The organism is Herbiconiux sp. VKM Ac-2851 (assembly GCF_013205105.1).
In the GTDB taxonomy this organism is placed as follows: domain Bacteria; phylum Actinomycetota; class Actinomycetes; order Actinomycetales; family Microbacteriaceae; genus Herbiconiux; species Herbiconiux flava.
The window spans coordinates 556,970-577,406 of the sequence record NZ_JABMLJ010000003.1 but is presented as its reverse complement, the minus strand read 5'-3'; the positions used below and the strand labels follow the sequence as shown (position 1 = coordinate 577,406).

Annotated in this window: 36 protein-coding genes; all 36 read left to right on the top strand. The window is 68.6% G+C overall.

Features of this window, described 5'->3' with window-relative positions:
• The first annotated feature begins 222 nt into the window (after nt 1-222).
• The 36 genes from HQQ85_RS15935 to HQQ85_RS21390 all read left to right on the top strand — a co-directional run bounded on the left by HQQ85_RS15935 (nt 223) and on the right by HQQ85_RS21390 (nt 20,430).
• Entirely contained in the window at nt 223-858 is a 636-nt protein-coding gene (locus HQQ85_RS15935) for a hypothetical protein (protein ID WP_173183487.1), read from the top strand.
• A 4-nt stretch (nt 859-862) separates the two neighbouring features.
• Nucleotides 863-1,240, top strand: a complete 378-nt coding sequence (locus HQQ85_RS15930; protein WP_173183486.1) for a hypothetical protein — start codon at nt 863-865, stop codon at nt 1,238-1,240.
• Nucleotides 1,241-1,275: 35 nt separating this feature from the next.
• Entirely contained in the window at nt 1,276-1,881 is a 606-nt protein-coding gene (locus tag HQQ85_RS15925; RefSeq protein ID WP_173183485.1) for a hypothetical protein, read from the top strand.
• Nucleotides 1,882-1,916: 35 nt separating this feature from the next.
• Nucleotides 1,917-2,501, top strand: a complete 585-nt coding sequence (locus HQQ85_RS15920; RefSeq protein ID WP_173183484.1) for a phosphohydrolase — start codon at nt 1,917-1,919, stop codon at nt 2,499-2,501.
• Nucleotides 2,501-2,866, top strand: coding sequence for a hypothetical protein (locus HQQ85_RS15915; protein WP_173183483.1), 366 nt, complete (start codon nt 2,501-2,503; stop codon nt 2,864-2,866). Before HQQ85_RS15920 ends, HQQ85_RS15915 begins: the two co-directional genes overlap by 1 nt.
• Nucleotides 2,863-3,225, top strand: a complete 363-nt coding sequence (locus HQQ85_RS15910; RefSeq protein ID WP_173183482.1) for a hypothetical protein — start codon at nt 2,863-2,865, stop codon at nt 3,223-3,225. The genes HQQ85_RS15915 and HQQ85_RS15910 overlap by 4 nt, the downstream gene beginning before the upstream one ends.
• Complete coding sequence (locus tag HQQ85_RS15905) at nt 3,222-3,548, top strand: hypothetical protein (RefSeq protein ID WP_173183481.1); 327 nt, start codon at nt 3,222-3,224, stop codon at nt 3,546-3,548. Before HQQ85_RS15910 ends, HQQ85_RS15905 begins: the two co-directional genes overlap by 4 nt.
• The gene (locus HQQ85_RS15900; protein ID WP_173183480.1) at nt 3,545-4,339 is read left to right on the top strand and encodes a hypothetical protein; all 795 of its coding nucleotides are present in this window, start codon (nt 3,545-3,547) and stop codon (nt 4,337-4,339) included. The genes HQQ85_RS15905 and HQQ85_RS15900 overlap by 4 nt, the downstream gene beginning before the upstream one ends.
• On the top strand, nt 4,320-4,523 hold the full coding sequence (locus HQQ85_RS15895; protein WP_173183479.1) for a hypothetical protein: 204 nt from the start codon (nt 4,320-4,322) through the stop codon (nt 4,521-4,523). Before HQQ85_RS15900 ends, HQQ85_RS15895 begins: the two co-directional genes overlap by 20 nt.
• On the top strand, nt 4,520-4,912 hold the full coding sequence (locus HQQ85_RS15890) for a hypothetical protein (RefSeq protein ID WP_173183478.1): 393 nt from the start codon (nt 4,520-4,522) through the stop codon (nt 4,910-4,912). Before HQQ85_RS15895 ends, HQQ85_RS15890 begins: the two co-directional genes overlap by 4 nt.
• Nucleotides 4,909-5,358: a hypothetical protein gene (locus HQQ85_RS15885; RefSeq protein ID WP_173183477.1), complete on the top strand. Its 450-nt coding sequence runs from the start codon at nt 4,909-4,911 to the stop codon at nt 5,356-5,358. The genes HQQ85_RS15890 and HQQ85_RS15885 overlap by 4 nt, the downstream gene beginning before the upstream one ends.
• A 16-nt stretch (nt 5,359-5,374) precedes the next feature.
• Nucleotides 5,375-5,641, top strand: coding sequence for a hypothetical protein (locus HQQ85_RS15880; protein ID WP_173183476.1), 267 nt, complete (start codon nt 5,375-5,377; stop codon nt 5,639-5,641).
• Nucleotides 5,638-6,156, top strand: a complete 519-nt coding sequence (locus HQQ85_RS15875) for a hypothetical protein (protein WP_173183475.1) — start codon at nt 5,638-5,640, stop codon at nt 6,154-6,156. The genes HQQ85_RS15880 and HQQ85_RS15875 overlap by 4 nt, the downstream gene beginning before the upstream one ends.
• Entirely contained in the window at nt 6,149-6,292 is a 144-nt protein-coding gene (locus tag HQQ85_RS15870; protein ID WP_173183474.1) for a hypothetical protein, read from the top strand. The genes HQQ85_RS15875 and HQQ85_RS15870 overlap by 8 nt, the downstream gene beginning before the upstream one ends.
• Entirely contained in the window at nt 6,289-6,708 is a 420-nt protein-coding gene (locus HQQ85_RS15865) for a hypothetical protein (protein WP_173183473.1), read from the top strand. The genes HQQ85_RS15870 and HQQ85_RS15865 overlap by 4 nt, the downstream gene beginning before the upstream one ends.
• A complete protein-coding gene (locus HQQ85_RS15860) occupies nt 6,708-7,226 on the top strand; it encodes a hypothetical protein (protein WP_216851764.1) in 519 nt (172 codons plus the stop codon). The genes HQQ85_RS15865 and HQQ85_RS15860 overlap by 1 nt, the downstream gene beginning before the upstream one ends.
• Nucleotides 7,219-7,689, top strand: coding sequence for a hypothetical protein (locus HQQ85_RS15855; RefSeq protein ID WP_173183472.1), 471 nt, complete (start codon nt 7,219-7,221; stop codon nt 7,687-7,689). The genes HQQ85_RS15860 and HQQ85_RS15855 overlap by 8 nt, the downstream gene beginning before the upstream one ends.
• Nucleotides 7,686-8,210, top strand: a complete 525-nt coding sequence (locus tag HQQ85_RS15850) for a hypothetical protein (RefSeq protein WP_173183471.1) — start codon at nt 7,686-7,688, stop codon at nt 8,208-8,210. Before HQQ85_RS15855 ends, HQQ85_RS15850 begins: the two co-directional genes overlap by 4 nt.
• Before the next feature lie 2 nt (nt 8,211-8,212).
• Nucleotides 8,213-8,842, top strand: a complete 630-nt coding sequence (locus HQQ85_RS15845) for a hypothetical protein (protein ID WP_173183470.1) — start codon at nt 8,213-8,215, stop codon at nt 8,840-8,842.
• A gap of 46 nt (nt 8,843-8,888) precedes the next feature.
• On the top strand, nt 8,889-9,464 hold the full coding sequence (locus HQQ85_RS15840; RefSeq protein ID WP_173183469.1) for a hypothetical protein: 576 nt from the start codon (nt 8,889-8,891) through the stop codon (nt 9,462-9,464).
• A gap of 125 nt (nt 9,465-9,589) precedes the next feature.
• A complete protein-coding gene (locus HQQ85_RS15835; protein WP_173183468.1) occupies nt 9,590-10,003 on the top strand; it encodes a hypothetical protein in 414 nt (137 codons plus the stop codon).
• A 239-nt stretch (nt 10,004-10,242) separates the two neighbouring features.
• Complete coding sequence (locus tag HQQ85_RS15830; protein WP_173183467.1) at nt 10,243-10,566, top strand: hypothetical protein; 324 nt, start codon at nt 10,243-10,245, stop codon at nt 10,564-10,566.
• A 504-nt stretch (nt 10,567-11,070) separates the two neighbouring features.
• On the top strand, nt 11,071-11,379 hold the full coding sequence (locus HQQ85_RS15825) for a hypothetical protein (protein ID WP_173183466.1): 309 nt from the start codon (nt 11,071-11,073) through the stop codon (nt 11,377-11,379).
• Nucleotides 11,312-12,778, top strand: coding sequence for a terminase large subunit domain-containing protein (locus tag HQQ85_RS15820; protein ID WP_173183465.1), 1,467 nt, complete (start codon nt 11,312-11,314; stop codon nt 12,776-12,778). Before HQQ85_RS15825 ends, HQQ85_RS15820 begins: the two co-directional genes overlap by 68 nt.
• Nucleotides 12,779-12,786: 8 nt before the next feature.
• Nucleotides 12,787-12,930: a hypothetical protein gene (locus tag HQQ85_RS15815; protein WP_173183464.1), complete on the top strand. Its 144-nt coding sequence runs from the start codon at nt 12,787-12,789 to the stop codon at nt 12,928-12,930.
• Nucleotides 12,927-14,102, top strand: a complete 1,176-nt coding sequence (locus HQQ85_RS15810) for a phage portal protein (protein ID WP_173183463.1) — start codon at nt 12,927-12,929, stop codon at nt 14,100-14,102. Before HQQ85_RS15815 ends, HQQ85_RS15810 begins: the two co-directional genes overlap by 4 nt.
• Nucleotides 14,099-14,866 carry an HK97 family phage prohead protease gene (locus tag HQQ85_RS15805; protein WP_173183462.1) on the top strand — a complete coding sequence of 256 codons (768 nt, stop codon included), beginning with the start codon at nt 14,099-14,101 and terminating at the stop codon, nt 14,864-14,866. The genes HQQ85_RS15810 and HQQ85_RS15805 overlap by 4 nt, the downstream gene beginning before the upstream one ends.
• Nucleotides 14,867-15,002: 136 nt before the next feature.
• Nucleotides 15,003-16,481: a phage major capsid protein gene (locus HQQ85_RS15800; RefSeq protein WP_173183461.1), complete on the top strand. Its 1,479-nt coding sequence runs from the start codon at nt 15,003-15,005 to the stop codon at nt 16,479-16,481.
• 74 nt (nt 16,482-16,555) lie between these two features.
• Nucleotides 16,556-16,900: a hypothetical protein gene (locus tag HQQ85_RS15795; protein ID WP_173183460.1), complete on the top strand. Its 345-nt coding sequence runs from the start codon at nt 16,556-16,558 to the stop codon at nt 16,898-16,900.
• 64 nt (nt 16,901-16,964) lie between these two features.
• Nucleotides 16,965-17,516 carry a hypothetical protein gene (locus HQQ85_RS15790; protein ID WP_173183459.1) on the top strand — a complete coding sequence of 184 codons (552 nt, stop codon included), beginning with the start codon at nt 16,965-16,967 and terminating at the stop codon, nt 17,514-17,516.
• Nucleotides 17,513-17,980, top strand: coding sequence for a hypothetical protein (locus HQQ85_RS15785; protein WP_173183458.1), 468 nt, complete (start codon nt 17,513-17,515; stop codon nt 17,978-17,980). Before HQQ85_RS15790 ends, HQQ85_RS15785 begins: the two co-directional genes overlap by 4 nt.
• Before the next feature lie 10 nt (nt 17,981-17,990).
• Nucleotides 17,991-18,296 carry a hypothetical protein gene (locus tag HQQ85_RS15780; RefSeq protein ID WP_173183457.1) on the top strand — a complete coding sequence of 102 codons (306 nt, stop codon included), beginning with the start codon at nt 17,991-17,993 and terminating at the stop codon, nt 18,294-18,296.
• Nucleotides 18,293-19,312 (top strand): phage tail tube protein, encoded by a 1,020-nt coding sequence (locus HQQ85_RS15775; RefSeq protein ID WP_173183456.1) that lies wholly within the window; start codon nt 18,293-18,295, stop codon nt 19,310-19,312. The genes HQQ85_RS15780 and HQQ85_RS15775 overlap by 4 nt, the downstream gene beginning before the upstream one ends.
• A gap of 2 nt (nt 19,313-19,314) precedes the next feature.
• Complete coding sequence (locus tag HQQ85_RS15770; protein WP_173183455.1) at nt 19,315-19,812, top strand: hypothetical protein; 498 nt, start codon at nt 19,315-19,317, stop codon at nt 19,810-19,812.
• A 13-nt stretch (nt 19,813-19,825) separates the two neighbouring features.
• On the top strand, nt 19,826-20,260 hold the full coding sequence (locus HQQ85_RS15765; protein WP_173183454.1) for a hypothetical protein: 435 nt from the start codon (nt 19,826-19,828) through the stop codon (nt 20,258-20,260).
• A 35-nt stretch (nt 20,261-20,295) separates the two neighbouring features.
• Complete coding sequence (locus tag HQQ85_RS21390; RefSeq protein WP_256430706.1) at nt 20,296-20,430, top strand: hypothetical protein; 135 nt, start codon at nt 20,296-20,298, stop codon at nt 20,428-20,430.
• Nucleotides 20,431-20,437 lie beyond the last annotated feature (7 nt).

The following is a 20,437-nucleotide window of genomic DNA, read 5'->3' as shown; positions in this document are numbered from 1 at the left end:
TCGCCACCGGAGGCCAGGTCATCGTGCTCATGCGCGACACCCCGGCCCTCTGGGAACGGGCGGCGCTCGCCGAGATGGACGCGACCTACGAGCGGGCATTCGCGAGCGACGAGGAGTCGATGAGCATCCTCCCCCACGGCCGCGGCTACACCGAGTGCTTCGAGGTGACCGAGGCGCAGCTCGACCGGGCTATCAGAACGATCTGCAGAGGTATCGCACGCTATGGCAATTCGAAGGCAACGGACCGTCAAGCCGCGGTTCTTTCAGGACGAGGAGCTGCTGACCGTGTTGCCGCCGCTGGTGCGGTGGACGTTCCTGGGGCTGCAGATGAACGCGGACGACTACGGCAACGAGTCAGCGAACCTGACGCTCCTGAAGTCGCAGATCTGGCCGATGGACGACGAGATCACGAAGTCAGTGCTCGAGGATCATCTGCTCGTGCTCGCCGAGGCGGGCTACCTGCTGCTGTACACGGTGGGGAAGCTCACCTACTACTCGGTGCTCAACTGGCGCGAGGAGTGGCAGACGGTGGACGGCAAGGCTGCCTCGCACATCCCGCCGCCGCCTCGCGAGCCGCTCGCGACACCCTCGCGAGGGCCTCGCGAGGACCAAGCGGTAGAGGAGAGAGGGAGCGCGGGGGCGCGCGGGCGCCGCGTGAGCGGCGGCGAGAGCGAGGAGGGCGAGGGAGAACCTCGCGACCCATCCGCGAGACCGTCGCCCTTCTGCTCGAAGCATCCGCAGGGCACCGAGCGCCCGTGCCGAGCGTGCGGGGTTGCCAGGCTCCGGCACCAGCAGTGGATGGACGACCTGATGGACAGCGCCGACCTGGCGACCGAGCTCGATCCGAACGGGGTGTGACCCGATGAGTGACCCGATCTACTCCCGCCCGAAGATCCGCCAGCTGCTCGCCGAGCGCCTCACCCCCGCCGAGGTGGCTGGGCGGGTCGGGTGCAGCGTCCGCACCGTCGAGCGCGTCAGGGCTGACGACCTCGGCGAGCCGGCACCCAAGCGGCGCTTCACCGCCGACGAGATCGCCTTCATGGGCCGTCTGTTCGAGGACGGGTGCACCCTCTCCGAGGTTGCTCGCACTCTCCACACCAGCACCGACCGCGTCCTCGACCACTTCCCGAACGCCCCCCGGGCAGACCAGGCGACCGCCGCCGAGATGCGCGCTCTCCGTGCTCGCCTCGACGCGATCCCGATCCGCCGCTACGGCCACACCGCCCGGCTCGCGTCATGAGACACGACGTCGTCCACCACCAGTCAGGAGACCCCATGTCCAACACCGAGTCCGACGCGGCGCACGCTGTCGCTCGAGCGAACGAGCAGCGTCACCTCCTCCGCCAGGAGGACGGCCGCAGCGCTCACACTTCCCGCACCTACATCGACCGTCCCGCCGACGAGGCCGGATTCGTGGAGAAGGTGCTCGAGGCGTTCGAGAGCAACGATGGCGTCGAGCTCATCCCCGGCGAACCCTGGCACTACCCGGACCGCACCTTCACCCCGATGTGGGCGTACGTCGCCCGCTCTGACCTCGGCATCGCGATCGAGAGGGCGTTCGCCGAGGGTCGCATCACCAAGAGCTACCACGACGTCCTGGTCGACAGGATCGTCGAAGCGTCCGAGAACAGCGACACCATCATCCGGGAGGCGCTCGCCGCGTTCCCCGACAATGCCTTGTTGTCGCCGGTCATCCGCTCGGCGGCCCGGCACTCGACGGGCAAGAAGTCGCCGTGGCCTCTGCTGTCGGTGCCGGATCTGACCGAGGAGCAGATGGAGGAGCTCGAGAGCTTGGGCTTCGACGCCGATGCGGTGAAGCGGGCCGTCACCGTGTTCAAGCTCAGCGCGCACGACGCCATCGTCGAGTCGGTGCAGTCGTGAACGGCTCGACGCAGTCGCGGGGCAAAGGCTCGTGGATGCAGACGTGGTCGGGTGGCCGGTTCTTCCCGATGGACCCGAACCCGGACGACATCAACCCGGACGACATCGCTCACGCGCTGGGGATGCTGTGCCGCTACAACGGGCACGTCGACCAGTTCTACTCGGTGGCCGAGCATTGCTTGCACCTGTCGTACATGGTGTCGCCGGAGAACGCGCTGTGGGCGCTGCTCCATGATGCGACCGAGGCGTACGTGGGCGACATGATCAGGCCGCTGAAGCAGCACATGCCCGACTACGTCGCGGCCGAGAACCGGGTGATGTGGGCCATCTGTGACAAGTACGGCCTCGACCGGAAGATGCCCGCCCAGGTGCGCGAGTACGACACCCGCATCCTCCTCAACGAGCGCGAGCGGTTCATCACCCGGGCGCCCGGTGGGGACTGGGGCAACGACGACCTCGAGCCCCTGCCCGGTCTGGGCTTCTTCGCCTACGGGCCAGCCGACGCCGCCAGGACATGGCTACGCCGGCTCGAGCACCTGACGGGCGTGAACCGGCAGGACGTCTATGGCGAGGACGACCTCGCCTTCACCACCGCACACCACCTGAAGGGGAACCGCTGATGTCTAAGCCCCGCACTGTCGCCAACTTCCCGAAGATGAAGGACCGCCGCAAGGCGCGCCGGATCCGCAAGTTCCGCCGCTACGTCACCGGCGCTCTGGGCATCAGCCAGACGTACCGCTCGATCAAGCAGCAGCGCTACTACTACGACCGCTACATGGCCGGTGTCAGCGCCGTCGCGTCAGGTGTCGCTGCCGCCGCCGCGGCGATGGGTGCCCTCGCCGCGGCAGCTAACGCAGCCAGCGACCGCATCACCGGCCTGCAGCAGGCGCTGTGCGACCACGAGGACACGGTCGAGATCAATGGTGGCCGCCGCTGCCTGGACTGCGAGCACGTCGCCGCTGACCCCACCCTGGTGATCTCGTGACCGCAGGCGAGACGGTCGAGCAGCTGCCCGTCGTCATCGACTACGTCGGGTGGGGAGGCAAGCCGGCGAGCGTGGTCGCCGACTTCGACCTCGGCTATGGCGTCCTCCCCCGTCGCTTCTACGGACCTCGCGCTGTCGTCTGGGATGCGGCCTTCGGCATCGTGAACGGCTTCCGCCCGAGCGCGATCGTCTACTACGTGCTCACCCGTTCGCTGAGTCCGCGCATCCTGCACCTCGCGTGGAGGCACGAGGGCCTACTCATCGACGGCCGACAGTGCCCCGGCATGATCGGCGACCGCTACTGCCCCATCTGCGCCCGCCGCTACGGCAACCCCTTCACGGACGGAGCAGTCTCGTGAGCGCGCAGCTCGTGGTGGCGTACACCCCGGATGCGGAGGCCACCCCTCGCGAGATCGCCGAGCGCCGCACCATGGCCGCTGCCGAGGCCATCGCGCTCGCCGATGACCGTGGTGGCGGAGAGGGTGTGGCCGTGGTCGCCGACGGCCGCGAGACACTCACCCTCGTCTCTGACGAGATCCCTGACGGTCACGTCTTCCAGTTCGCTACCCCCTCGGACTACGGCGAGTACATGGTGGCGCTGCGCATGGCGCGTGCCGGCCGGCTCGCCGAGTCCACCCACCACCGAGCCCTCACCCGCCTCGAAGATCGGCGCCCCGCATGAACGAGTACCCCGCATTCACCGACCCCGCCACCTGGTCGCCCATCTTCCGCTCCATCGTCAACCGCAACTTCGGAGCAACGGCGCTCGCCGTGGTGCCGTGCCCGACGAAGGGTCACAAGTTCGACCGCCCGGTGCGGCCGGGCACGGACCTGTGCGAGGAGTGCATCGCCCGCTTCCCGTCGGTGCTCGCGGATCTCGCCCGCTACTGGCCGGCCGTGGTCGGCGCGATCGTGAAGTCGCCGTCGGGTGGCGGGCAGCAGAAGGTGCAGACGTCGGGGGTCCGCGATGTGTCGGCGCTGTGGAACCCGGCTGCGACCCTGGTGCGGGCCGAGCTCGGCGACTGGGTGTCGTTCATGGTCCGCACCGTGTACCGCGATCGCCCGGAGCCGGAGTGGATCGACCGCACCCTCGGCCGTGTGCCGTCGGCGGATGTCGCTCTCAACCTGGCCGTCCTCGCGAAGTATCACTCGCGGTGGCTGGCGTCGTATCCGAGGCTCGGCGCCGCGCTGTTCGCGGATGCGCTGCAGCACCGCTCGGCGGCGATCCGGTGCCTGCAGGTGACGCCGATGCGCCGCATCCAGCTGGACGCGGTGTGCACGGTCGAGGTGGCGAACACGCAGTGGGGCCCGATCGTCTGCGAGGGGCAGCTCGTGGCCGTGTTCCCGCACGACTCCGACGACATCCGCCCGTCGCAGATCCTGTGCACCACCCACCCGGACCACCGGGTGCCGACGGGCGAGTGGATCGACTACTACTTCCAGGCCGAGAACCATGCCGGCGCCGGCACCTGACGCCTCCGGCCGCCTCGCCTACTTCGTGGCCGCCGACGTCGCAGCGAAGGCGCTCAGCGTCTCGAAGCTCCACGTCTACAAGATCGCCCGCTCCGAGAAGTGGCGACACACCCCAACCCACCCACGCGGCTTCCTGATGGAGGACGTCGCACGCACCGCCGCCAGACGAAAGGCATCATCATGACCAACAGCCTCCGCAGCTTCATCCACCCCGACGGCCGCGTCGTCGTCCTCCGCGACCTCGCGCCCAGCACGGCGGGATCGTTCCTGCTCGCCTACCCCGACCCCCGCGACAGCTACCTCGTTACGGCGGCCGACCTCACCGCCGCCGGATTCACCGAGACGGGTGGCGTCACCCGCCTGGCGACGAAGGGTGGGCCGGGATCGACCGCCAGCCCGTGGGACAACGAGCCCGCCGCGCTCGAGGTCGAGCAGGTCACCTACGCCGAGCTTGAGGCGTTCGAGCCGAACCGACTCCCGCTGGTGCTCTCGGCGCTGTCACTCGTCATGGGTGCCGCCGCGCTCGGCGCTGTCACCGTGCTCGCGATCGTGGTGTTCGGGGGTGCATCGTGAAGGAGAAGAGCCTGGCCGAGATCATCGCCGACGTGCGCCGCGCGACGCTGGCGCCGGTCGTCCGCTTCAGCACGACGGTGCCGGAGAACTACCTCGTGATGTTCGGGGGAAGACACCGCCCGGGCGCTGACCTCTTCTCTCGACCCGACGGCCGCAGCACGATCATCGCGCACGAGAAGTACCGGGCCGCAGTGACCACCGCCATCCGTGACGGCGACCTGCGCGCCTACCTAGCTGAGGACATCGAGGTGGCGTCGGATGAGCTGCGCAGGGCGGGTGTTGCCGAGGGCGACCTCGCCGCGGCCGCCGTCGGCTCAGTCTCGCTCGCCGCGGATCCCGAGCCGCCGACGTCGCCCACCCCGTGGGGCGCATACGCCCGATGGATCGTCGTCGGCACCATCGCCGGCGCGCTCACCCAGCTCGCCATCTACCTCTTCACCCGCTGACCGGAAGGACCGCACCATGGCACTCCACGACCGCACCCTCGACCTCTCTACGGCTCGCCCGAACGACACCCCTGCTGTGACCGTCCTGCGGGAGCAGTGGGGCGAGGTTCGCAGCGATCTCGACGACCTGCTCGCCGACCACGCCGACGCGATCGAGGCGGGCAAGCGGGCGATGGCTCTCGTGCATCACGAGGAGCAGAAGCTGCAGGGCTTCGAGCGCGCGATCCGCATCCTGGTCGACGCGAACAGCCCGCAGACCGCTGAGAGCGAGGCGCGCTCGTGACCGCGTTCGCCAAGGGCGACTTCGTCCTCACGAACCGCGCCGGCACCTCGCCCTTCGTCCGCCGCGCGGGCCGCGCCGCGTTCTCGAAAGACGAGGAGTTGCTGGTGACGAGCACGGGCGCGGGCTGGGTGAACGTGAAGCGGGCGAACAACACCGGCCCGGTCTTCTGGCTGTCGCTCGACGACGTGCGCCACCCAGCCCGCCGCCTCGGCGAGGTTCCCGAGGGCAGCCTGCCCGCTGACGACCCGCGCATCGCGTGGATGTTCGAGGACGCCATGCGTCTCGCTGACCGCCTCGGCCTCTGCTCGGACTTCGACCGCATCGCTGACGCGCTCGGCGTGCCGGGCCGCACCCGCACCTTCAGCATCAAGGTCGTCGCCGCTGAGGGCATCGAGATCACCGCGAAGGTCGAAGCCCGCAGCCGCAAGCTCGCCGAGCAGCTCATCCTCGACCGGATGCACGCCACCACCCCGCCCCAGATCCGCGCACTCAACCAGGGAGCCCACCGTGCTTGAGAGCTTCTGGGACCGCGTCGGCCGCATCCAGTACGAGCAGAACGTCAGCGTCCGCGTCGCCCTGCAAGTAGCCGAGGCCGAAGTGCGCCTCGAGTCCCGCATCCACCCCACCCTCGAAGGAGCACCTACCTCATGAACGACCCCACCACGAAGGTCTGGGCGTACGAGCCCGCGAACCGTGTCCACTCGCTCGAGGACATCGACAAGGCGCTCGCCGCGATGTCAACGAGTCGGGTGCTGATCGTGTCGGCGACGCTGCTCGCGGCCCGCTATCACCTGGTCGCTCTGACGACGCAGGCGCGGAAGGTGGGCCGTGATGTGCAGACCCGCTCGGGTGTCGGCACCGTGCGCCTCACCTACACGGACACGGGCACCACGGTCACGATCGGCTCGTGGCGCGCGACGGAGGACAGCAGCATGCGGGGCATGTCTCTCGACGTGGTGCTGCTCGACAAGGGCGACTACCTGACCGAACCGCGTCGGCGGATCCTGCACCCGCTGCTGGTCACGAAGGCGCCCTCGCCTGACCGCATCCGACGGGTGGCGTTCTGATGATGCGCGTTCTGACCGTGCGCCAGCCGTGGGCGTGGGCCATCATCCACGGCGGCAAGGACGTCGAGAACCGGGTCCGGAACATCGCGGGCGACTACCGCGGCCCCGTCGCCATCCACGCCGGTCTGGCCGTGTTCGAGGAAGAGGGAGGCGGCTACTCGGAGGTAGTGCGCGCCATTGAGTCCGAGATCCAGGGATACCGCGTCAGTGATGACTACCTATGGGAAGTGGCCGACGACCTCGAGCCCGAGGATCCTCGCTTCGTGTACGGCGCAATCCTCGGTGTGGTCGACCTCGTCGGCGTGCACGACCCGCGCGACGCGCTCTTTCGTCCGACAGCCGACGTCGATGGCACCTGCTCGAAGTGGGCCGAGCACGGCGCGCACCACCTTTTGCTCGCGAATCCCCGGCCGCTGGCCACCCCGATCCCGTTCAAGGGCGCTCTCGGCCTCCGAACCCTCTCGGCTGATTTTGAGGCCGCTATCCGGGAGCAGACCGAAGGGGGATCTGATGTCTGAGATCGCACTGGTGGTGCCCACGGGCGCCGTGCTCGTGAATCCGTCTGACATCCCGACGGGGTGGCTGTCGCTGGATGCTCAGAGCTTGCTGAGCAAGTGGGGCTTCGGTGATGGCGACAAGATCGGTGACTGGTGGTGGGATCACTTCGACGAGCCGCTCGATAGCCGCTTCCCGGGTGCCCACCGCCACGACGTCCTCCGTCTCCTCGTCCGTCTCGCCCTCGTGCCGGCTATCGAGGCCTTTGGCCACGCCATCACGGTCTACGACATCGGCACCATCCACAACCCGGTGCGTGCCGAGACCGTGGACGGCATCACCATCGACCACTACAACGACATCCACGACGGCCTGCTCGACGACATCTGGGTCGCCGTATCGCCCCCGCTCGTCGTGGCCGCAGCCGAACACGGCGCATGGGCGGCGCTCGCCGCATCGGCCGCCGAGGGAGATGAGCGCTCGTGAGTACCGTGCACGCCTGTCCCTTCCTCGGTGAGGTCACGACGTCGTGCTGTCACCGCACCCCGTTCGAGCTTCCTCGCTTCGATCGCATCACCACCGACCCGGACGCGGTGACCTGTGGCCGCCCGGAGTGCGAGGGGTACACCATCGTCGAGCCCATCGACGAGGACGATCTCGCTGACGTCTTCTGGACCCTCCGATGGCACCACCGTGAGCGGGCCACGCACAACGCTGACGGCTACCTCTGCGAGATGGCCGGCAGCACCCAGTGCCTCGCCCTCGGCCACCACCCCGACGAGAACGGCGAATGGGACGAGGACACCCACCCTGTCGGCTGGGACGTCGGCGACCCCCTCTGCCCGGCTACCCGCTTCGAGGCCGCCTGCACCACCTGCGAGGGCCCCGTCTCTGACTGCGAGTCGCAGCGCGACATCATCAGCCGCGACGAGTTCTGGGCACTCGTCGGCACACCCCGACAGATGCTCGGCGCTCGCCGCATCCCCGCCACCACCGAAGGAGCCTGACCGTGGCCCCCACGAAGGTAGCGACCGCCCGTGAGCTGCGTGCCAGGGTGGCGGCGAAGTTCGGCAAGCGCTCCGAGGCGTTGTCGTTCCCTGAGCACGTCACCCTGTTCGAGGTGCCCTTCGACGGGCGCATCCGTCCCGGCTATGAGGGCACGGGCAGGCGTTCCCGCCAACGGTACGACGTCCTCGCCGTTGGCCTGTGGCCATCGTCGAAGCATCTCGTGCACGGCTTCGAGTTGAAGGTGTCCCGCTCTGACCTCCTCCACGAGCTCAGGGACCTCACGAAGTCCGAGCACGCCGCCGCGAACGTGGACCGCTTCTGGCTCGTCCTAGGCGACCGGACCATCCTCCGCGACGACGACCCCATCCCCGCTTCCTGGGGCATCATCGTCCCCCACGGCCGCGGACTCACTATCCACCGCGACGCCCAACCCCAGCCCGGACTCATGGACCGCTCCCTCATCCGGGGCATCACCACCCGCGCACTCGTCCACCCCCGCATCGGCACCGAAGTCCGATACCGCGACGGCCTACAGAAAGGCCGCCGCGACGGGGTCGGCTACGCCCAAGCCCACATCCGCCAAGACGGCCACGACCACGAACGCCTCGCCGGCCTCGCAGCCCGCCTCTGACCACCACGGCGCTCGCCATATCCGATCACAACGAAGGAGCACGATCATGACAGACACCACCGCACCCGAGCCCATCGAGAAGCCGACGAGCTACACCGACGAGGTGGCGCCGATGCCGCACTGGGGCGACAAGGGCATCACGATGGACGCGCTGATCAAGGCGCACCTCGTCGAGGGGCAGCGCCTGTTCGGGTGGCAGCACGAGCGGATGACCGCGGCGTTCGACTACCCGCCCGGAGACAAGTCGTGGCCGGCTCGCCTGGCTATGGCCCGCATGCTGAACTCGACGCTCGGCTTCCTGATGTCGTGCGTCGAGGCGTCGCTGCTGATGGATGTGCAGAAGCATCTGGCGCCGGAGCAGGCCGACGAGTTCGCCGAGGCTCACGTCGGGCAGGGCGAGTCGGGGGACTACTACCCCGAGATGCTGTGGGACTGGCTCGTTGAGCGCGGCATCGACCCGGAGCTGATCAACGCGCAGGTCGCCGACGAGATCGCCGAGCGCCCCGAGTCAGACCTCGACGCCGAGCGAGTCGCCGCATTCGAGCGGGTCAAGGCGCTCGGCTGGGTCGACCTCAACCACATCGACGAGATCGTGGATGCCGTGCTCGGGATTGCACGATGACCGCCGAGCATGACCACGGGGTGCGCATCGTGAAGTGCGCATCTTGCGGCCGGGAGCGATGGTGCGGGTTCGGACCATGCTCGGCCTGTGGCGCGTTCACTCCGTGCACGGTGGTGAGCTCAGGAGTGGCTGATGTGCTGGACGCGGCATCTCGGATGGTAGCCAGAGCGCGGATGCTGTGGCCACATCGCGACGGTGAGGAGTACGAGACCATCGAGCAGGGAACGATCGATGAGATGGCCAACGTGGTCGAGCGCCTAGCGCGAGAGCTTCGGTCGATCCGGCATGAGCAGATGGTCGAGCGGGTGCGAACCGGCCGCGTGTCGATCAACGCGGCCCGAATGGAGATGGGCGTACCGCCGACTCATGACCGGGTGAAGACCACGAAGGGACCGAGTCGAACCGGCATGGTGGTGAACCGTCGGAGCGATGGCCGGCTACTCGTCGAGTGGGACGACGGGCTGCCATCAGGGTGCAGCGATCAGGTTGTCCGCCCGATCGGCGACACGCCGCAGATCAATGCATCCCAGGATGCTTGACACCCATGGATAAAGTCACTGACTAGAGTTTGGATGCCTTGCACCCGAACGCGAAGAGCCTCACCACGACGGACACGTCGCAGGTGGGGCTCTCGTCATTTCACAGACTCCTGACTCGGTGCGCGCCGAGCAGGCGCCTCGTCACTGTGGCCGCACGGTGGCGGGGCAATCCACTTCCCCCGACCGCTCACACACCAGGTACTGGGGCGTTGATCGTGGGGAACCCCATTGGAGTCGGCATGGGTCGCGAGTCGCTGAACTACCGACGTGGTCGAGGTGGCCGCCCCTTCGAGCGGGCCAAGGCCGAGTGCTTCGCCACCGAGACCCACTGCCGGCGCTGCGGCAAGCGCGTCGACATGACTCTGCCGTACAAGGACCCGACGACGGGTCGGGTCAACACCATGTCCAAGAGCTACGGCCACTCGACCGAGCTGGATGCGGGCGGCCACCCGTACGTCGGGCACCTCGAGCACCTGGGCTGCAACAGCAAGGCCGGCGCCGAGTACGTGAACGAGAAGCGACGCAAGCAGACGACCGAGCTCCGCACCTCGCGGGACTGGTGAGGAGACGCGATGACCGACGCACCTCGAGGCGCCACCCCGCCCGGCCCGAGCCGGCGGGCTGTGCCACCCAAGCCCGGCCAGCCTGGCGCTGACCGAGAGGTGAGGGACGCCCCCACCACCTCGCACGAGTCGAACGAATCGGCCAGGCCGAACGAATCGCGCAGGTGACCCTGGCCTGGTCGGAAACGGTGAGAATTTTTTAGCGTTTGGGTGGTGTGGAGGACCGCGCCCTCTCCCAAAATTTCTCTCCCCGTCGATCGAGAGGACGTGTGGGCGATGGCGAAAGTGCAGCCCCACGGCACCCAGGCTCGATACCGCCAGGAGCTGAGGACGAAGACCGTCTGCGACCGGTGCCGATCCGCGAATTCTCGGGCCAGACGGCTAGAGCGGGCTCGGAAGCGGCAGGCCGGCGACACCCCCCTGCTGAGCCTCGTCGGTGACACACACTCGTCGCCCACAGAATCGCCCACAGAATCGCCCACACCGGCACCCAACGACGAAGTCGTGGCCGAGGGCGAGGGTCAGCCCGACTACCACCAGGTGCCGGCGTATGCCGCCACGGAGAAGGCCGTGCACAACGACCTGCTGACGGTGGACGTCCAGACACCCTTCTACCACTCGCTGCGCGCGGCGGCCCTGGTGCTCGCCCGCGAGATCGACGACGTCAACAGCAAGGCGTCGAAGGCTCCCCTCGTCAAGCAGCTCGTGGACGTCATTCGCGAGCTCAAGGGGAAGGACGTGGCCGGTGGCAACTCGCTCGAAGCGCTCCTCCAAGACCTCAGCACTCCCCTCGTTCCGCTCGGCGGCGCCTAGGTACGCAACCCGTCGCAACCCGGACAACCCCACCCAGGGTGCCCGCATCGGCAAGATCAGCCGCGCGCTCGGGCAGCCGCTCATGGAGTGGCAGCAGTACGTCGCCGACGTCGCTGGGGAGGTCGACCCGAAGACCGGCCTACCTGTGTACCGCGAGGTAGACATCCTCGTCCCGCGCCAGTCAGGCAAGACGAGCCTCCTGCTCCCCACCATGGTGAACCGTGCGCTCGGCTACGGCGGCCCGCAGCGCATCTCCTACGCCGCCCAGACCGGCAACGATGCCGAGGAGAAGTGGCGCGAGCATGTCACGATGCTCGAGGCGTCACCGCTGGTGCCGCTGTTCAAGCTGAGCGAGACCAACGGCAAGCAGGCCATCCGCTGGGCCAACGGCTCGATCCACGCCCCGACCGCCACCACCACGAAGTCAGGCCACGGCAAGACCCTCGACCTCGGCGTGCTGGACGAAGCCTTCGCTCAGATCGACGGCCGCGTCGAGCAGGCGATGCGTCCCGCCATGATCACCCGTCGGCAGGCGCAGCTGTTCGTCGTCTCCACCGCCGGTGACGCGACGAGCGTCTACCTCAACCGGAAGATCGCCGAAGCGCACGAGCGCCTCGACGCCGACCCGGACGCGCCCGGCCGCATCGCCTACTTCGAGTGGTCGGCCGATCCCGACGAGGATCCCGGCGACCCCGCCACCTGGTACAAGTGCATGCCTGCGCTCGGGAACACCGTGCACGTCGATGACATCCGGGTCGAGTTCGACAGCATGACCGAGCGCGACTTCCGCCGCGCCTTCCTGAACCAGACCGACATGGGAGGCTCCGCCGATCAGGTCGTCGACCCGAACGACTGGATCCTCACCGCCGACGAAGACGCCAGCATCATCGGCACGCCCTCCTTCGCGCTCGACATCACCCCAGACCGGTCGTGGTCGTCGGTGGCAGTGTCAGGCACGAACCCGGGCGGCGCCGAGCACGTCGAGCTCATCAAGCATGAGCGCGGCGCCGGCTGGGTCATCCAGTACCTCGTCGAGCGCACCCGCCGCCAAGGCGTGTCCTCGGTCGCGGTCGCTGCGAGCAGCCAGGCCGCAGCCATGCAGGAAGACCTCGAGCGCGCCGGCCTCGAGGTGTTCGTGATGAGCAAGGCCGACATGGCCGCCGCGTGCGCCGGGCTCTACGACGGCATCACCAACCACACCCTCACCCACCTCGGCGAGGGCCAGGTGCCGCTCGACGTCGCGATCGCTGGCGCCTCGTGGACGGCCGGCGACGCGCGCATCTGGTCGCACGCGAAGTCGACCACGGACATCTCCCCCCTGTACGCCGTGACGCTCGCTCGTCACCGCCACATCCTCACCCGCGAGAACGAGTACGACGTTCTCCAATCGATCGCCTAGGAGTCACCGTGAAGGCAGCACTCACCACGGCGCTCGACGTCTTCGGCGCTCTCGCTGTCGCAGTCGGCGTCGCACTCATCTACGTGCCCGCAGGCATCGTCGTCCTGGGTGCCGGATGCCTGTTCGCATCGTGGAGGCTGACGCGCCGATGAGCCTTTTCTTCACCCGAGCCCGCCCGGACCAGCAGCGCGGCGCCGACAACATCATCCCCTCCCGGCTGCGCCCCGGTGGCTCGAATAAGAACGTCTCCTCGGACGACGCGCTGCGCCAGTCCGCCGTCTGGGCGGCCATCCGGCTGCGTGCCGACCTCATCTCGACCCTCCCCGTCGATGTGTTCCGCGAGGTTGGGAAGCAGCAGATCGAGGTCGACAAGCCGCCCGTGCTCGTCGACACAGGCGGGCCCGACGTGCAGCTCGAGGAGTGGCTCTACTCCTCGCAGGTCGACCTCGATCGGGTCGGCAACGCCTTCGGAACGATCGTCGAGAAGGACAGCCTCGGCAAGCCCGCGCGCATCGACCTGGTGCAGGCGAAGAACGTCACGGTCGTGTCCAAGAAGGGCGTGATCTCGTACCGCATCAACGGGACGAAGTACGACCGCGACGAAATCTGGCACGAGAAGCAGTTCACCCTCCCCGGCCTCGCCGTCGGCCTCTCCCCCGTCGCCAACGCGGCATGGTCGCTCGGCATCTACCAGTCGGCGCAGGACTTCGCGCTCGAGTGGTTCGCCAACGGCGCCCAGATCCCCGGCGGCGTGCTGAAGAACATCTCCCAGACCATCGACAACGAGGCGGCCGACGCCGTCAAGGAGCGGTTCAAGGCCGCGGTTCAGGGCCGCGACGTGTTCGTGACCGGTAAGGACTGGGAATACAACATGGAGTCGGCGCACACCGCTGATGCCCAGTTCCTGCAGGCGCAGCAGGCGTCCGATCGTGACGCCACCCGCTACTTCGGTGTGCCCGGCGACCTCGTGGACGCGCCCGTGCAGGGCTCCTCCATCACCTACGCGAACATCACCGAGCGCAACCTGCAGTTCCTGATCATGCACCTGAACCCGGCCCTCCGCCGGCGCGAGAAGGCGCTGACGCGGCTCGTACACGAGCCCCGCAAAGTCAAGTTCAACCGAGGCGGGATCCTCGAGCTCGACCCGGCCGCCTCCTCCAAGGTGCTCATCGCCGAAGTCGCGGGGCGCGTGCGCGCCCCATCTGAGGCACGCACCGTGCTCAACCTGCCGCCGAAGTTCACCGCCGACCAGCTCGACGAGTTCGCCGTCCTCTTCCCCAAGGGCACCCCTGTGCCGCCCGCTCAGATCGGAGCCACGTCATGACGACGACCGCCACCGCCACCGCACCCAGCCGCCGCGAGGCAGTCGAGCACGGCACCGCCCGACTCGACGGAGTCGCCAGCGGCACCGCCCGCCAGGCCGCGTTCCGCTCTCAGATCCGCGCCACCAGGTCCATCGAGGACGGCAAGGAGTTCGTCACCCTCGACGGCTACGCCTCCGTGACCGACATCAACTACAAGATGTGGGACTGGTACGGCGAGTACGACGAGCGCATCGCCGCCGGCGCGTTCGACAAGACGCTCGCCGCCGACCCCGACGTCGCCTACCTGCTGAATCACACCGGCATGACGATGGCGCGCACCGTCACCGGCACCCTGCAGCTGTCCGCTGACGAGAAGGGCCTCCGCACGATCGCGAAGCTGAACGCCAAGCGAGTCGACGTCAGCGACCTCATCATCGCCGTCGAGGACGAGAACGTCACCGAGATGTCGTTCGCGTTCCGCATCGTGGCAGGCCAGTGGTCGCCCGACTACATGGAGTACACGATCACCGAGGTGGATCTCGACCGCGGCGACGTGTCGGCCGTGAACTACGGCGCCAACCCCTACACGTCGATCAGCGCCCGCGCACAGCAGGCGCTCGAAGCCATCGACCACCTCGACGGCGCCCCGCTCCGCGCGGCCCGCGACCGCGCCGCAGCTCGCCTCGAGCACGCCGAGCAGTCGGCGCCCGCCGCCCCCGCCGAGGAGCGGAAGGCCGGCCGCGACAAGGCCACCGAGCTCGCGCTCCTCTCGCTCGACGACTGAGCGACCACCTCAGACCACCCCGCACCTCGCGGGGCGAACCGTGCTGCCTACGCCCATGCCAGATGAGCGCAAGCGGGCCAGATGAGCCGACCGGGAAGCACACCCCCACCCACACCTATCTCACAAGGGAGACACCATGGACCGGCTCATCGCCGAAGCGGAGCAGGCACTCGCCGCACTCCGCAACCAGCGCGCCGCCGCGCACACCGAGCGGCGCACGATGGCAGAGGGCCTCGCGCCCGACGCCTCCTTCACCGAGGCGCAGCAGGCGCGCTTCGCCGAGCTCTCGACCAACGTTCGGGGCTTCGACAGCCAGATCACCACAGCCGAGCACGCCCTCGAAGACCTGCGCGCCGCGCAGTCCGACGAGGCACGCCTCACCGCGGGCGCCGCCGACATCACCGCGACCGATGCGGCCGCTCGTGGAGCCGGCCCGGCCGTCGTCACCCGCGAGCCCCGCACCTACACCGAGGAGACCTCGCGCAGCGGCGTCTCGTTCTTCTCCGACGCCTACCGCGCGCAGTACAAGAGCGACTACCGCGCGAAGGACCGCATCGAGAAGCACATGCGCGAGATGGAGGTGGAGCAGCGCGAGGAGCGCGCCATCGGCAGCAACCAGGTCGGCGGCCTCGTCATCCCGCAGTACCTCACCGACCTGCTCGTACTGCCGACCCGCAAGGGCCGCGTCACCGCGAACCAGGTCACCAACCTCGAGCTGCCCGAGCGCGGCACCGTGCTCGGCATCCCGCGCTGGACCTCGGGCACCACCGTCACCAGCCAGGACGGTGAGAACACCGACGTCAGCGAGACCGACATCGTGGCGAACACCGACCTCCTCGTGCCGGTGCGCACCATCGCCGGCGAGCAGGGCGTGTCCCGGCAGACCCTCGAGCGCGGCGAGGCGGGCATCGACTCGATCGTGTACGCCGACCTCGTCGAGGCCTACCACGCTCAGATCGGCTTCCAGACGATCAACGGCACCGGCTCGAACAACCAGCACCTCGGCATCCGGAACACCGCTGGCATCCCGCAGGCGTCGGCCTTCGGCGCCGCGCTGACCGCCGCGCTCTTCTACAAGAAGATCGCCGGCGCCATCGCGTCCGTGTCCTCCGGTGAGCGTGCCGCGAACGAGGCGCCCCTCGAGGCCAACCTCATCGTCATGCACCCGCGCCGGTGGGGCTGGCTGACGTCGCTGGTCGACTCCGACGGCCGCCCGCTGGTGAACACCGTCTACAACGGCCCGGCCAACGTGATCGGCATGAACCTCAACCCCGGCGCCCAGTCGCTGACGGCTGAGGCGAACGGCGACCGCGTCGTCGGTCAGATCCACGGCCTGCCCGTGGTCACCGACGCCAACATCCCCACCACCATCGGCACCCTGAACGAGGACATCGTCCTCGTGATGGACAAGGCCAAGTCGCTCCTCTGGGAGGAGGGCGACGGTGCGCCGCGCGAGCTGCAGTTCGAGCAGACCCGCGCCACGAAGCTGCAGGTGCTCCTGCAGGTCTACGGCTACTCGGCGTTCACCGCCGGTCGTCGCACCCAGGCCACCGCGATCGTCGGCGGCGTCGACACCGTCGCCGGCAACGGCCTCGTGGCTCCCGCGCTCTTCTGAGCACCAGCGGGGCGGCCCACCTAGGGCCGCCCCGCCCCCCTCTCTGACACACCGATCACCAGAAGGAGAGCATCATGCTCGACCAGCACATCGAAGAGAACTACGAGAAGTTCGTCCGCGACGGCGTCCGCACCTACGAGGAGATCGCCGAGCAGGCCACGAAGGACGGATCACCCGCCCTGGCCGAGTGGGCGCGCAAGCGCGCGGAGGGCGCCGAGCCCGCCGAAGCGCACGAGGCCGCGAACGACAGCGAGCCGAAGGGCCCCTACGAGGGTCTGAGCGTCAAGGAGCTCAAGGAGATCGCGGGCAAGCGCCCGGAGATCGAGCTGAAGAGCACCGACCTCAAGGAGGACATCGTCGAGAAGCTGATCGCCGCCGACGAGCGCAAGGGCGGCCAGAGCGACATCCCCGCCAGCTAGCCCCGGCCGAGGGCGGGCGGGGACAACCGCCCCGCCCGCCCTCACCTGATCGAAAGGCATCGCCATGGCGATCACCAACGGGCTGATCACGCTCAACGACGCCAAGAAGTCGCTCGGCTGGTCAACGACCACGTCCAGCGACGACGACTCGGACCTCGAGCGCTACATCGAGGCCGCGACACCGGTCATCGAGAACATCGTGGGCCCGATCCTTCCCGCGTCGAAGACCTTCACTTTCTCCGGTGGCCGCAAGACCATCTCGCTCCCGACCCCGTTCGAGACCGTCGCATCCGTCACTGTCGATGGTGCAGCGCACACCGGGTACGTCGCTTCCCCCCGGGCGGGCATCATCTATGCCGACGCGGTCGGCGGATCCTTCACGGACGGCATCGAGAACGTCACCGTCACGGTCACGGTTGGCTCCGCGACCATCCCGCCGAACGTGCTGCTCGCTACGCGCGAGCTCGTCCGTCACCTCTGGCAGGTCGGCCGACAGGGCACCCGCCCGGCCTACGGAACCGCCGAGGCTGACGGCATGGTGCCCACCAGCTTCGCCGTCCCGAAGCGCGTGCTCGAGCTGCTGCAGCCAAACGCCCGGGTCGGAGGCTTCGCGTGAGCGAGTTCACCGCAGCCCCGGAGTTCAAGGCGGCCATGGTTGCCGCCGCGCACACCATCTGGGATGCCGCCGAGCCCGACGTGCAGATCTCCTACGGCCACCCCGGAAAGACGCAGCACCCCGACATCGTCGGATTCAGCCGCGTCACCTCAGAGCAGGATCCGGCCACCCTCTCAACGAACCGCTCCCGCGAGGAAACGCTGCAACTCGTAGTCACCTTCTCCATCTACCGCTTCGGCGGGCCAGAGATGGAAGAGGTGGCGACCGTGCGCGCCTACAAGCTCCTCGGCGACCTCGAGAACTACGTGCGCAAGACGGACACCACCCTCGGCGGTGTCGTACGCCACTGCTTCCTGCAGACCCATGAGTCCGACGGCGAGAGCGACCCGAACGTCCTCGCGCAGGGCCGCCTCATCGAAGTGCAGGCCACCTTCCAAGCCCAGAACCGCATCACAACCACCTAGGAGACGCCCCGTGTCCACCGTCACGAACATCAGCCCCCAGGGCGACCTCGAGCTTCCCCTCATCGGCCGCGTGGTGGCCGCCGGGGAGTCCGTCGAGGTGCCCGCCGACGTCGCGGAAAAGCTCGCCGCGCAACCCGATGTGTGGCTCGTCACGAGCTCCACCCCGAAGATCGCCGACCTTCGCGCCGCCGCTGAAGAGCGCGGCATCGACCTCACCGGCCTGAAGAAAAAGGCCGACATCGAGGCGGCCCTCGCCGCAGGCGGTACCGGCACCGACGACGACAGCAACGACGACACGGAAGGTGGCGACCTGTGAGCACCCAGCTCGATTCCAGCATCGGCTTCAAGAAGGAGACCGCCTACGGCACGCCCGTGGCCGTCGACCGGTTCGTCGAGTACCTCGACGAGGACTTCACCTGGTCGCCCACTTTCGCGTCGTCCACGGCCGCCCGCTACGGCTCGCGCATGGCCCGCGCCGACCGGCGGGTGCTCGTGAAGGAGGAGTCGGCCGGCTCGTTCACCATGGAGCTCTTCACGAAGGGCATGGGCGCGCTGCTCGAGGCCGCGCTCGGCGCCGGATCCTCCTCGGTCGTCTCGGGCAGCGCCTACCAGCAGCTGTTCGTCCCCACCTCCAACGACTTCCTCCCGTCGTACACCGTCCAGAAGGGTGTGCCGCTGCTCGGCGGGGCGGTCTCGCCGCTGACCTTCGCTGGTGCCATCTGCTCGGGCTTCGAGCTCACCGCCGGCAACGCCGCGGTGCCGCAGATCAAGTTCAGCTTCACTGCCAAGAGCGTCGACACCGCCGCGGCCTACGCCGTGCCGTCGTACCTGGCGGGCAACCAGCTGTTCTCGTTCGTGCACGGCTCGCTGCGCATCGGCGGCAGCGTCGTGCCGCCGACCGCGACCGCGCTCGCGACGGGCGGAACCGCGGCGGCAGACGTGCGCGATGTCTCGCTCACCTGGGACAACGGGCTCGACTCGAACGGCTTCTATTTGGGCGGCGCCGGCAAGCGCGGCCGGGCGAACGCGCTCGGATGGCGCACCGGCACCGGCACGCTGACCGCCGAGTACGACAGCAACGTGCTGCGCGACGCCTACCTCGCCCAGAGCGACATCGCGCTGGTGCTGCGCTTCCAGCTCACCACCCCGATCGTTGCGGGGGTGTTCCCCACCTTCGAGGTGACGATCCCGAACATCCGCCTCGACGGCGAGCTGCCGAAGACTGCTGGCGGCGACGTCATCTCGCAGTCGGTGGGCTTCACCGTCCTCGACGGCGGTGTCGCGCCGCAGCCGATCTACGTCGCGATCGTCACGCCCGAGACCGCGATCTAGCCATGGCCGCCAGCGCGGTCGGTGGCGTCTCCGTCGTCATCGACCCGCAGGTCTGGTATCGCACGAAGAAAGAGCTCGACGCCTTCGACCCGGCGCTGTCCCGGGCGCTGCGTCGCCGGATCAAGGCATCTGGTGACGTGGCGGCCGAGAAGGTCCGCCAGACGCTGCGCATGTCCTCGCCCGACGGCGGACCTAACACGGGCCGCAGCCGGGCGGCGCTGATCGCGGCGACGAAGGTGCGTGTCTCCTTCCAAGCGCGCCAGGCCGGCGCGAAGATCACCACCTCCGGCTCCGGCCTGCCCGCCGGGCACGAGGGGCTGCTGATGGTCTACAACAAAGACTCCTTCCGCCACCCCGTGTTCGGCGACCGAGACGACTGGGTGCAGCAGCAGGGCCGCCCCTACTTCGGCCGGGTCATCGCCGGCGAGATCCGCCGCCACATCGTCCAAAAGATTCACGACGCGATCGACGAGGCCATGGCCGCGGTCGCTTCGCGCTGAGCAGGAGACTTCCATGCAGATCGACTTCCTCATCAAAGGCGTCACGTACGACCTCACCGCGACCCTCGACACGGCGTCGCTGAACCACATCCGCCGGGTGAAGCACGCCACCCGCACCGAAGAGCACCCGGTCGGCATCTCGATCCGCGACATGCGCCGCGTGCTCTCCGCCATCGGCGAAGCCAAGTTCGACATGTACGAGGTGCTCGAGGACGACGAGGCCATCGATGGCCTCCGCGGCCTCGTGTACCTGCTCCGCCTCCACGCCGGCGAAGAGCTGACGCTCGAGCAGGCCAACGAGTTCTCCCCGCTCACCGAGCTCGGCGTCGTCGTGCACGCCACCGAGGCCGAGGCGGATGCCGGAGACGAGGCGGCGGCCGACCCAAAAGCGGCTTCCGATCTGGCCGACGCCAGCGAGACGGAGACCCCGCCGACCCCAGCGGCGTAGAGGCCGACATCGACCAGTCCGTCGAGGACTGGCTCGTGCCCATCTCCATCATGTTCCCCGGCTCGGGCATCAACCCGTTCACGGTCTGGGATCTGCAACTCCACTGGTGGCGCCGCTATGTCGCTGAGGCCATCGCGGCCATCAGCGCGCGCGAGGCCGCCGCCCAATAGGGGGTCT